Source organism: Streptococcus sp. ACS2 (assembly GCF_000525585.1).
Taxonomy (GTDB): domain Bacteria; phylum Bacillota; class Bacilli; order Lactobacillales; family Streptococcaceae; genus Streptococcus.
Map to the genome: position 1 here is coordinate 1 of NZ_JALT01000014.1, position 11,846 is coordinate 11,846.

General features: G+C 35.2%; 10 protein-coding genes and 3 pseudogenes. 7 read left to right on the plus strand and 6 right to left on the minus strand.

Annotated elements, in window-relative coordinates; translation table 11 throughout:
- The 7 genes and pseudogenes from HMPREF1517_RS10555 to HMPREF1517_RS02365 all read left to right on the plus strand — a co-directional run.
- Positions 1-495: hypothetical protein (locus tag HMPREF1517_RS10555; RefSeq protein ID WP_198017474.1), on the plus strand; the 495-nt coding region annotated here is incomplete at its 5' end.
- Positions 496-860: 365 nt separating this feature from the next.
- Entirely contained in the window at positions 861-1,745 is an 885-nt protein-coding gene (locus HMPREF1517_RS02340; protein ID WP_037599179.1) for a hypothetical protein, read from the plus strand.
- A gap of 133 nt (positions 1,746-1,878) precedes the next feature.
- The gene (locus tag HMPREF1517_RS02345; protein ID WP_037599180.1) at positions 1,879-2,682 is read left to right on the plus strand and encodes an FxLYD domain-containing protein; all 804 of its coding nucleotides are present in this window, start codon (positions 1,879-1,881) and stop codon (positions 2,680-2,682) included.
- Positions 2,683-2,875: 193 nt separating this feature from the next.
- A complete protein-coding gene (locus tag HMPREF1517_RS02350; protein ID WP_227853304.1) occupies positions 2,876-3,616 on the plus strand; it encodes an ImmA/IrrE family metallo-endopeptidase in 741 nt (246 codons plus the stop codon).
- A gap of 9 nt (positions 3,617-3,625) precedes the next feature.
- Positions 3,626-4,312, plus strand: a complete 687-nt coding sequence (locus tag HMPREF1517_RS02355) for a helix-turn-helix domain-containing protein (RefSeq protein WP_037599182.1) — start codon at positions 3,626-3,628, stop codon at positions 4,310-4,312.
- A 14-nt stretch (positions 4,313-4,326) separates the two neighbouring features.
- Entirely contained in the window at positions 4,327-4,782 is a 456-nt protein-coding gene (locus HMPREF1517_RS02360; RefSeq protein WP_171963616.1) for a hypothetical protein, read from the plus strand.
- Positions 4,782-4,973: pseudogene (locus HMPREF1517_RS02365) on the plus strand (DNA polymerase); the annotation flags it as partial. The gene HMPREF1517_RS02360 and the pseudogene HMPREF1517_RS02365, both read left to right, overlap by 1 nt.
- A gap of 112 nt (positions 4,974-5,085) precedes the next feature.
- Here HMPREF1517_RS02365 and HMPREF1517_RS02370 read toward each other — a convergent pair.
- The 6 genes and pseudogenes from HMPREF1517_RS02370 to HMPREF1517_RS10170 all read right to left on the minus strand — a co-directional run.
- Entirely contained in the window at positions 5,086-7,026 is a 1,941-nt protein-coding gene (locus HMPREF1517_RS02370; protein WP_037599184.1) for a hypothetical protein, read from the minus strand.
- Positions 7,023-9,248 carry a glycosyltransferase family 2 protein gene (locus tag HMPREF1517_RS02375; RefSeq protein WP_037599185.1) on the minus strand — a complete coding sequence of 742 codons (2,226 nt, stop codon included), beginning with the start codon at positions 9,246-9,248 and terminating at the stop codon, positions 7,023-7,025. The genes HMPREF1517_RS02370 and HMPREF1517_RS02375 overlap by 4 nt, the downstream gene beginning before the upstream one ends.
- Positions 9,238-10,302 carry a bifunctional glycosyltransferase family 2/GtrA family protein gene (locus HMPREF1517_RS02380; protein ID WP_037599186.1) on the minus strand — a complete coding sequence of 355 codons (1,065 nt, stop codon included), beginning with the start codon at positions 10,300-10,302 and terminating at the stop codon, positions 9,238-9,240. The genes HMPREF1517_RS02375 and HMPREF1517_RS02380 overlap by 11 nt, the downstream gene beginning before the upstream one ends.
- Positions 10,299-11,333: a sensor domain-containing diguanylate cyclase gene (locus HMPREF1517_RS02385; protein WP_037599187.1), complete on the minus strand. Its 1,035-nt coding sequence runs from the start codon at positions 11,331-11,333 to the stop codon at positions 10,299-10,301. The genes HMPREF1517_RS02380 and HMPREF1517_RS02385 overlap by 4 nt, the downstream gene beginning before the upstream one ends.
- Before the next feature lie 21 nt (positions 11,334-11,354).
- Positions 11,355-11,588 (minus strand): annotated as a pseudogene (locus HMPREF1517_RS02390) (PfkB family carbohydrate kinase); the annotation flags it as partial.
- Positions 11,585-11,799 (minus strand): annotated as a pseudogene (locus HMPREF1517_RS10170) (DeoR family transcriptional regulator); the annotation flags it as partial. The pseudogenes HMPREF1517_RS10170 and HMPREF1517_RS02390, both read right to left, overlap by 4 nt.
- Positions 11,800-11,846: the final 47 nt, after the last annotated feature.

The following is an 11,846-nucleotide window of genomic DNA, read 5'->3' on the forward strand; positions in this document are numbered from 1 at the left end:
ATTTTAGGGATTTTTGTAGGACTATTTATAGGGTTGGTTACAGTCTTAGGAATGAGCTTATTTACCTTTATTAATTTAAAATTTAACTCTGTTTATTATGCTCAGCATATTCCTCATAAGGAGGGGACAGATCCGGACGTCATTATGCTGATGGAGAATAAGGGTTGGGCCTACACACCGGAAATAGAAGATATTAGCTATGATGATGATGGAATGTACGCTATAACTAGAAATAAAGGAACGAAAACGTCTATATTAGGTCTTTCAGGTGATACTCTATATTTTAGTTCGGCATCTGGTGATGACTATCTTTTAAATCGTAATTTTTCTGTCCAACATGCTTTTGATGAACATTATCACAAGATTAAGTATAATCAACGAAAAGTCCAAAAAGAAATTAGAGAAACTGTTCAACCTGTGATTGATGTTCAACCAAAACCCTTCATCAATCTTCAGTGGTTGTTTAATTTAATTTATCAAAGTAGGTTTAATTAGAGAATAAGAAGCATAGAAGCATTTTCTAAGATTGATTATGCTTGTGAAGTCTATATAGTTACGCTAGTTAAAAGTATAAACGAAAACGCTTTGCAGTTTGCAAAGCGTTTTTTTACGGTTAGAGGATAGGTGCTAATTCTTCCGAAATAAAAAAGTAGTAAAATTGAAAATTATAAGGATGTGGGACTAGGATGTTTTACTTAAATCTCACTTTTGATAGTTAGTTCCTATTAATCTGGTGACATTCTTCATTTGAAGAAGATGAGTGAAAAATGTCTGTATATAGTATAATGATTTTAGAAGAGTTCGAGTTATGGAATGGGGACCTTGAAAAATAAATTAATGCAGTGGGAGGCAACAGTGACATGAAGTCGAAAAGATATATAATTATTGGAATAGTTGCCATTGTGAGCTTAATTTTCTTTATAGTAGTGACTTTTTGTGGAAAAGGGCATCAGTGGAGTAATAATGTCGTACAAGGATTTAAATCGCTTGGTCTTAAAGGTAATGTAAAAGTAGTTAGGACATATAAAGAAATTGAAGCATTTCACGGTACTGTTGTTGAAGTGAATTATACTGAGAGATTTTCTGATGGATATTTTTTAGATAAGAATCTTAGAGCAGATATACGAGAATTTAATGGTGAGCATATTTCAGATTTTTATCCTCCGTTATCTATAAAGATCGAAGCATTGCTCAATGACAAAGAAAAAGACTTGTTTGATACTGTTAAATTTAACGAGTTTAGCTTCTTGTTAGATGTTTATAAAATGAGACCAGGTTTTCAACGAGAAGAAGATAAAATCAAAAAAGATGTTGCCAATAAAATTAATAAACTATTTGATAGGCCAGTGACGTTTGATTATAGTTATAAATTTGAGCCAGTATCTAGAGAAAAAATCTACGCTACTATTCTTTCACAGGCAATCATGAATCGTGATAATGGAGACTTTGAAGCGGCTGGCTTTTATAATATTAGACCTAAAAATTTAATGAAGAGTAAAGCAGTGAGTCTTCATTTGGATTGTATTTTTGCTTCTCTTGATCCTAGCGCTAGCGAGTCATTTTCGAGAGAGCATATTGATTATTTTAAAACAAAACTTTTATCTTTGCCCAAAGGATCATTTTCTGATGGAATATATGAAATACGTGGTAATTATTATAGTGAAGAAGGGGAAAGTATTCATGTAACTTGTATATTTGTTGTTGAAGGTGGAGTCGGTCACTTTGAAGAAGATAAAATGAACTAAAAACAAAAAATACACCTAATTGAAATTTGGTAGAAAAAAGTATCTATGCTTGCGTTGTCACTTAAAAGTTATTTCCAATCGTGATAGTAATCATCAATACAATAAATAGAACGATAGAAATGGAGGATGGACTTTGCTAAAAAAACTACTAAGAGTATCCTTAATACCTGTATTACTAATACTTTTGTTAATATCTATATTTAAATCAATCGATAACAGGAATAAGACTTATGATAGTGAATTCATAACTTCATTGGCAACAGGATTAGATGAACGTTGGAAAGTTAATGCCCAAAAGGATGATGATGAAAAGGAAATTGAAGACTATAAATCTTATATAGATTATGAACTAATTGAAATTGAACAGTATAAAAATAGGAAATTTAAAAATCCTAAGTTAAAGAGATTAGCTAACACATATATTAGCATCCAAAGGAATGAAAGAGAAGCGATAGAAAATCAAAATTTTGTGGATAGTACTTTTGTAAGTGAATGGAATCAATACCAAAATAAACGTTTTGAATTGCTTCTAGATATTAACTCAATAGTTGAAATTCCTGTTCAGGATAAAAACATTCTAGATAGTATATTGAAATCTGGTAAAGCTGTGAAAGAATTTAATAGAGTTTACGGAATATTAGTAGATACTTTTGATCCCAAAAACTTCGTAGTTGAAGAGGTCACAGGTGTATCGGGAAAAGAGAAGCGCTACATAGGGGATTTTGAAAATACTACAGGTCATTACATCAATTACATAGATATTAGCATTGATTTTTATGATGAAAATGATAAAGTTTATTCTGGTTTTCGGTTTAACACAAGATATGTATGGGAAAATGGAACTAAAAAAAGCTTCGAATTCTCGATTCCAGATTCAGATACGAGGTTCAAATATTTTAAGGTCAATTTGGGTGAAAAAAGTTTTAGCTTTGAGTAGATTTTCTATTTTATAGAAGGGTAGACAATAGTGTTTCAACTAAGTTCTAAAAATAGATAGTTATGCAAAAAAGAGGTATAAAAATACCTCTTTTTGTTCACTCTTCAATTATGCTGTCACTGTCCATTTACTGTCCTATATAGTGTAAAATATATAAAAGTTGTTAAGTTTACTAGTAGTTAAATCCCTTAAAATCAGTATTTATGATGATAACAAGCCTAAAAAATTCTTGGAACAAGTTTTGCATGGTTTAACAGTGGTTGATGAGTTAGGGACAAGTTTTTCCTATGAACGGGATAATCCTAAAGTAAAGCGAAATTTTACTTTATGCCATGAGTTAGGACACTTTATTTTGGATCATGAAGGGGCTTATTTTGCGGAGTCTGTAGATAATCAAGAGGACATCTTAGAGCGAGAGGCAAATATATTTTCTGCTGTAGTACTAATGCCTGACATTGTCCTTCTGTCAAAAATATACTATAATTGCGAGACCTTCCATCAAATACAAAATAGTCTCGAAGTTTCGAAACAGGCTTTATTTTTTCGTCTTTTAGACTTTCTACGGGAATATTATCCTGGTAAAGGTAGTGAAATCAAACAAGCAGTTGAGGCTTATATTGAAGGGAAGAACGCTTCCATTTTTCGTTTGTTTCATAATATTAGAGAGCAAATCATCAAGGAGTTTCATCAGTTTCAACCTTCCCTTATTAATCGGATAAAGCAAAGAATTAGTAATGTAGGTTTTGTAACAAGTCAAGAATACCCAGATTTATTGAATCAAGATAACTGGAAAGAAATCAAGGAGGAATGTATTAATTTAAAAACGTGGCTTATTTATAATAAAGGAAAGTCGATTGCGTATGTTTGGGATAAAGAAAAATTCTCAGATAAAGAGGCAAGGAAAAAAGCAGAAATAAAATTACTATTAATGTGAGGTGGAGTTATGTATCAACCAGAAAAGTTGAAAGCTCGAAGAAAAGAGCTAAAAATGACTCAAAAGGAGATAGCAGATCGATTAGGAATCAGTTATCAAGCCTATTCTGCATGGGAACGTGGAGTAAAAAAACCATCTAGAAAAAAAGTGAAACAGTTGGAGCAGATTCTAAACGTCCCAAAAGATTATTTTACAGAAATTGAGATTGTTCGTCTGTATAATACATTGTCAAATAAAGGTAAAGATCAAGTAGTAGAATATACTCGTAACTTGGTGCAAAAAGAGAAAACTCAACAAGTAGTATCAGTTTCAGAAAATCTCTATGAGTACCATGTATACGAAAAAATGTCTGCTGGTATTGGTACATCAGTTTATGATAATCGAAATTACGACACTGTTTATTTCAATGAAGAACTAGCTCATGATTTTGCCTCTTGGGTATCTGGAGATTCTATGGAACCTAAATATCAAAATGGTTCAGTAGCTCTTATCCGTGAGACAGGTTTTGATTATGATGGAGCAGTATATGCTGTAGTATGGAACTTTCAGACCTTTATCAAGAAAGTCTACCGTGAGAAAGAGGGGCTACGCCTAGTTTCTATTAACAAGGCTTATAAGGACATCTATATTCCTTATGATGAAAACCCTCGTATTGTGGGTAAAATTGTAGGAGACTTTATGCCATTAGAGTTATAAGTTAGGAGAATACCATGGGAATGACGTATAAAGTAAGATTAGAAAAAGCTAAAATGAGGAATATCACTATCCCCTCAGAAATTTTGGAAAAAGATATTGTGGGCGTATATAAGTTTTTTGCCATTTTAGAAGATGAAAAAGTCTGTTTTTATATTGGAAAATCAACTAATATCAGAGAACGATTGTTGTCTTCAAACGGTCATATTAATTTGTTTTTTAAAGAATCAGAGAAGTTAGTACCGTCTGAAATTAAATATTATCTTGGTCAAAATTATGAGATTTTAGTTGAAATAGAAGAGGTTGATTACTCCGATACGGACTTTAGCAGAGCATCCCATCGACTTTCTTTGGCTGAAATAACTGAAATTGTTAAATATCAAAGCATGGGACAATGTTTGAAGCAACTACCAGAAGGCATAGGAGAAGGAGAAAGGGAATATTGGGAAAACAACTATAAAAGAGATAGATAATGGGCTATTTTGATTATTTACGAGAACCAAAATCTGATATTGCTTTTGTGGATATGAAATCTTTCTATATTAGTGTCGAGTGTGTGGAACGTGGATTGCATCCTATGAGGACCTCGTTTTGTGTGATGAGTAGAGCAGATAATTCAAACGGACTTATCTTAGCTTCCTCTCCAATGTTCAAGAAAGTCTTTTGAGCACCACAAGAGGCGAAGTCACAAACCCCGCCTCCTTCTACATATTTTTTGTTGTAATAGCATATTTTATTTGAAATATCAAGACTTATGCTTGATAAAGCTAGAAAACTTACCCTTTTCCAGCAAGAATATCTGATACTTTATACAATCCTGGGGAATATGTCCGACCAAATAGTTTTTTCGTCAAGGCATTAAACGTATAATGGTCATCTAAAATCAAGACTTCGTCATACGTTTTTAAGAGTGCAATAAAGTCATCGTCTGTTAAATTGGAATCATCTCTAGTATCGATATTTTTATTGCTGAGGTAATAACTTGTTGCGCTGTCGCTGTATGATGCCATTAAATCTAAAAATTTTTGGTCAACCGACACAAAATTTTCTCTGGCATCAACATTGACATCCCACAGATAATAACGACTAGCATATTGGGCAAAATAATTATCTACATTCTCCTTATCTGCTGTTACAACCAAAATTCTATCCGTTGACGAATTACTCTGACTTCCAGTAAACTGACGAATTTCTTTTGCGACCTCGTTTGTTTCCTGATTGTTATTGTAAACAATGCTATTATTTTCTGACAAGAACATTCCAATGGCATAAACTGTCAAAACAAGGCTCGCGTATTGGTACAAGCGTTTATTAAATAAGCTCTTGTAAGACCTAGCATTACGTTTACTAATGATTTTTTCATACAGACCCTTGTCCATTACCCATGCTAAAGCCATGGTCAAACAACCAAAAGCAAAGATAACGATGCTCGAAGCATAGCGCTCAAATCCTGCTAATTCTAACGCTTCATTAGTCGGCATTGCTGTCAGATACATGAGTAAAATGCCAATATAGTAAGTCACAATCGAAATATCAACAAATCCCCAAGTCAACAAGACAAATTTCTTATATTTCAAACGAATGCCAATCACAATAAAGGCAATCATCATAATCAGATTGATTATCAAAATTCCATTGCTTGCCAAACTGTCAAACGTAAACACCGATTTGACAAAAAGAGCGATAATTTTTTGTGGGACGCCTGACAGATTTCCAGTCAATACCTGACCAAGTTCTGACATGGACACCGCATGCTTGGCACTTGAGGCATTTGGGAAATTATCCGTCACATGCTTTTGCCAAATAACAAAAGGAAGACAGCTGACTAGCAAGGTCATTATGAGCAGCACTAGTGCTTTTAAACGTGCTCTTTTACGAACAAGTAAACGCACAATACAAACCACATAAACTACTAAAACGAGAGCGACAAAGAAAAGTCCATCTACTTTGACGATACTTAATAATCCAAGAATTACCGCCGTATTTAGCGACAAAAACCAGAAACGATTACGATAGACAAAACAACCTGCTATGGCTGCCAAGGCCAAGGCCGGAAGCAGAAAATCAACCAGCAAATTATTTAATCGAATAGCAACGTTGAACGTATTAAAAACAGCAAACGAAGCAAAAATCATGCTAACCATTAAGACACGTCGATCATCACGAAGTGCCGCAAACATGGCATAAAGACTGGAAGCAATCAAGAAGAATTGCCCGACCAACATACTACCTTCTGAAAAGCCTACGATGGTCGTGAAAAAATAAATGAAAAGTGAACTTCCAACAGGATAGGTATAATAACTAATAATCGTATCCTGTTGTGTTGGCAAAGCATTATTGATATGGAAAAATTTTACAATCGTTGCCCAATGCGTAAAATTATCATAATGTAAAAGCGGTGAATGCCAGAGCGTTATTCCAAACAAAAGCAAATAAGCCATCATTCCAAGCGAAATATAATCAAGTCTCCTAAAGCGATATTTCTTTTTCCATACCGCCCAAAGATAGTAAAGACTCAAAAGACAGCCCAAAACAGAAATGGCATACACGGTCTGCAACATAAAGCCTAACAAACTACCAAGGTACAATACCAATGTAATGACTGAAAATGTAAACACCCATGTCAGACGGCGATTCATCTTCACAGTATTACGGAAAAAGGCATTGTACCCCATGGTAATCACAAAGAACAACAGTAATCTAGCAATACTAATCATACTCTCCCTCTCCATTCATTTGCTAAGGCTTTAAAAGCAGGTAAGCTATCCAAATCCGCTAAATTGGTAACTCGATAAAGCGACTCGTCTCTATCAGTATCATAGGACACAAAAGTCAACTGAATTGGCAAATCTTTGTAGGTAAATGCGACATTCGGTTCTTTTTTAGGATTTGTCAATTTTCCAGAAAATGTCATGTAATAATAATCTGTCTTTCTAAGCTGGCATTTTTTTCCAGCAACCTGAACCTCTTCATTGACACGAACTTTCGGAAAAGCTACTTGGTCATAGGCTGAAACAGGACGTTCATTATTTTGGAAACGTTGACTAAAGTTCTCAAATAAATCATCCCATGTTGTCATCCAAGGGTCTTTTTTCTTCGGAAGATTGTGATTAATGCGGTCATAAATGTACTGATAAAATTCGCGCTTATCAGCTTCAGGAACTTCTGAAAATTGAACGCCGTAGCGCCAACCATTATCAATCGCAAAAACACGAACAACATGACCTTTTACCCTCGCATGGTAATCACGTGATTGCAAATTAAGCGTCAGTTCTTTTTCTTTCGGCAAATACAATGGTAAATCCGTATAGAATGAAATCCCCGTTTCTGAAATATCATAGACTCTCACTTGGTAAGAATCATCATCAACCTCAATAACCATAGCTTCATCAACAGTAAAACGCTCACTTGAGCGATAAATCGGACGACCAAGCGCACAGAAAATCGCAAAGGTCAAATTGATGATATGATAAATCAACCAAAAACTGATAATACTTCCATAAAAAAGCTCTGAACCAAATTTTCCATAGTTAAAAGTCACCAAACCATAAACGGCTAATCCCCATAAAACAAGATAAGGAAGCGCATAAAGGTACAACGTCCACGACGTATAATTTCCCTTACGTGTCACCTTAAATTTTTTATTGCTAATGCCAAAGGACTCCAACATCATGGGAATAAACAAATACGGAGCAAAAATCGTTTCCACAATTTCTCCCCAAACCTGTGTTTGGTATTGTTTTGAGACTTCTCGCATTGACAAGCGTGTCAAGGCGAAACTTGGCAACCAGAATAGGAACAGTAGCCAGATATTTGACACCACCACACGCACATGGAAAACCGTATATAAAATCGGTGCCAAGATATACAATAACCGTCTAAAGAAAGACCACCAATAAAGATAGCCATTAATATAAACAATTCTTTGCCCCATTGTCAATTTGGGATTAAAGAAGATATTCATATTGTAGCTACTGCGAATAACGCCACGTCCCCAGCGCACGCGCTGTTTGATGACACTCTTCAAATCTGTCGGCGTTAACCCGCTAGCCATTGGACTTTTCGTCGAATAATTTACATAACCAGCCGCATTTATCCGAACACCTAGCTCGAAATCCTCCGTAATGGTATCTGTCGGAAAACCACCAACATCTTCAATCGCCTTGCGGAAAATAAGCGTATTAGACCCCGTATAAAGCGCTGCACCGTGCGAATTATTGAAAACATTAATTTCTTTGGAAAAGAAATCTTGTTCGTTTGGTAAGGTTGATTCTGAAAACAAGTTAAATTGGAAAATATCAGCATTGTAAAAACTTTGTGGCGTTTGAATCAAACCAATTTTTGACTTATCATAATCGTCACCATTTTCATAAGCCTCAACTTGTTCAACAAAATAAGGCACAGTTTCCAACAGGAATTCACGATAAGGAATCATATCCGCATCAAATGTCGCCACCAAAGGTGATGACGTCTGACGTAAAGCATTATTGTAGTTTCCTGATTTGGCATCTTTATTATCCGCCAAACCAAAATAACCAACACCAAGCTCATCAGCCAATTTGGCAACTTCTAGACGATTGGTATCATCACAGACGTAGATATGCACCTTAGACTTATCAGGATATTCCATAAAAGTGCAGGCATTAATCGTCTTATAAAGCAACTCTGGATCCTCATTATGCGTTGCAATCAAAACATCCACATCTGGGTAACGCTCCTTAGCAATCTCAGGCTTTTCAAGCTTAAAGTCCTTTTGCTTATTCCAAATGAGAATGTAGCCTGTAATGGCTGAAACTACCTCACTTCCCCACAATAAAATCCCAAAGATCAGCGCAAACCATGAATCATGCCACGGAATAGTCGCCACCAAACGCCAAGTTAAATAAAAGGCAGTCGTTACAAATGCAACGAAATAGAGTATCCTCTTACTAGTCTTCATTCTCACCTCCACTAAAAATCAAATGTTTTTGCACAAAATAACTGACAATGAAAAGTGTACCGTCAACTAAAATCTTCACCAATGAAATTGGCAGCGTCGTCAAGGCATTTCCTAGAACTGTTACCAATAAACTTGACAAAACAATCTGTACTACCACCAAAGTGAAGTATTTTATCGCACTATTTGATTGACCTCGTTTAAAGACCACCTTACGATTCAAGGTGAAATTAACAACAGATGATATCACACGCGCTAAAATCGAAGCTAACGTCACCGCACTAAAACTCAATCCATTAAACAAAGAAATTAAAATCGTAAAAGCAACAATATCAACCAAGAAGGAAAACAATGATGAAAAAATGTACTTGAAGAAAACCTTGTAAATTCTAATCGAGTCACGAATCACATCAAAATGCGACGACTGATTTTCATCCAAATAAATCGTTGCAATGCCAACTTCACAAATCAGAATATTGTCCTCTTTTGCCTCAAGTAACATATTCATCTCAAACTCATACCGTTCACCCTCCACGGTTAAGAGTTTTGGCAACCATGACATAGGAATCACACGAAGTCCCGTTTGCGTATCAGAAACGTTCACACCTGTCATAGCCCCCAAGACGTCTCTTGTCAATAAATTTCCAAATTTACTACGTAAAGGAACAGATTTTTCAAATGTTCTAACACCCAGCACCAAACTATCAGGATGTTGCAAAAATTCAGCCAAACATTTCATCATGTCTTCGTAGGTGTGTTGACCATCAGAATCAATCGTCACAATTCCTTTGGCATTAGGAAAATTGTCCAAAGTATATGAAATAGCCGTTTTTAAAGCACGACCTTTTCCTTTATTATCAGCATGTCTTTGCAAATGACAAGCATAGTTACTCTGCGCTATTGCAAATAACGGTGCAAAATCAGCTCCACTACCGTCATCGACTAGAATAATGTCAAACATCTGATTTTCCTTATCCCGAATATTTTTCAAAAGTTCCAACAAACGGTCATAAGGTTCATAGGCAGGAATGACAATATCAACATCTTGAAACATCATCGACGTTCTCCTTTCTGACTTTTATTTTCGTACATTTTCTTATCAGCTATTGCAAAAAAATCAACGAAGTTTTTATGTGATTGATAAGAGTCCGTATAAGCACCTAAAGATGCTGTAATCCCCATATCTTTGAGAGTCATTTCTGCTTGAACAAGTTTTATTAAAAATTCAGCTTGATTTTCAGAAACTCCAGGGAGTAAAACCGCAAATTCATCTCCACCTAACCTTGCTATTACAGCACTTTCAGGCATTATCTTCGTTAAAATATCACCAAATTCAATTAGAATCTTATCTCCCGTAGCATGTCCAAAGGTATCATTTGCTTCCTTGAATTTATTCAAATCAGATATAATAACCGTAATTTGTTCTTCTTTACGTGTCAGACATTCCTCAAAAGCAAGCTCAATATATCGTCGATTATGAACCCGTGTTAAAACATCTTCGTATGCCATCCTCTGTATTTCAAGTTCATGAAATTTCTGCTCTGTAACATCAAGAACAAAACAAGAAACACCAATCACTTTTTGGCGATTGTTATAAATGGGAGAATACATATTTTGCCAGTAAAGCGTTTTGTCGCCTGTCTTAATAGTATCCATAAATATAAATGTTTCACCCTTTTTCGCACGATCAACATTTGCTTTTAAACGCGCAGCATCTTCACTATTAAGATAATTCATTGGAAAGTCACCAATTTTGGGAGTGAAATAAAAGATTTCTTCCATGAGCCGAATATCATTCTTATTAACCGCAATAAAACGATAATCTAAGTCTACAGCATAGACGTTAATAAGTTTCGAACTCTGTAAGATAAAGTGGGATAGCATATGCTGTCTTCGATTAAGGTAAGATGCTAGGGTCCAAAGAACTAGTATTCCTATAAAGATTGCTAAAACGATGGGATTATCATGGTCAATCAAAACATCATCATACACTAAGCGCATTAATAACATTAACGCAGCAAAAATACTTAAGTACATTAACAATCTTTGATGCTTGATTAAAAAATCACTTACTTTTCCTAATACCATTACAGCCTCACCATTCTAAGTAGTTTTAATACCTTCAGCATCCAAACTGTCTGTAACAAAACGTCCTGTAAAACCACCGATGAAGCCCGTAGCAGTATTGTCAATTCCTAAACGTTGTAGAATACGGCTGACATTAATACCCTTACCGCCAGCGAATTTATCATCACTCTCTATACGGTTAACTTCACCAATCTCTACCTTGTCGATACGAACAATGAAGTCGATTGATGGGTTTAGCGTCACAGTATAAATCATACTTCAATAACCCTCGTTTTCTCTTTTAATTCTTTCAGGAGTTCTTCTTCCGAAGTATTTGTGATTATGGTTACTTTCTCAACCTCGGCTACCTTAGCATAGGTAACCTGACCAAGTTTAGAGGCATCAGCTAGAACATAGGCTTTTTGCGCATTACTTCCATATCTGGCGTTGTGAAATAATTGGCATCAACTCCATTAGCACCAATGAAAAGGAAAATGAGTTATCCTTTCTCCAAAAGCATTAAAGGGAATGCCA

Bases quoted from the DNA above. Each gene is read 5' to 3' on its own strand.
- HMPREF1517_RS02340 (WP_037599179.1), top strand. From the start codon at position 861: ATGAAGTCGAAAAGATATATAATTATTGGAATAGTTGCCATTGTGAGC.
- HMPREF1517_RS02355 (WP_037599182.1), top strand. From the start codon at position 3,626: ATGTATCAACCAGAAAAGTTGAAAGCTCGAAGAAAAGAGCTAAAAATG.
- HMPREF1517_RS02360 (WP_171963616.1), top strand. From the start codon at position 4,327: ATGGGAATGACGTATAAAGTAAGATTAGAAAAAGCTAAAATGAGGAAT.
- HMPREF1517_RS02370 (WP_037599184.1), bottom strand. From the start codon at position 7,026: ATGATTAGTATTGCTAGATTACTGTTGTTCTTTGTGATTACCATGGGG.
- HMPREF1517_RS02375 (WP_037599185.1), bottom strand. From the start codon at position 9,248: ATGAAGACTAGTAAGAGGATACTCTATTTCGTTGCATTTGTAACGACT.
- HMPREF1517_RS02380 (WP_037599186.1), bottom strand. From the start codon at position 10,302: ATGATGTTTCAAGATGTTGATATTGTCATTCCTGCCTATGAACCTTAT.
- HMPREF1517_RS02385 (WP_037599187.1), bottom strand. From the start codon at position 11,333: ATGGTATTAGGAAAAGTAAGTGATTTTTTAATCAAGCATCAAAGATTG.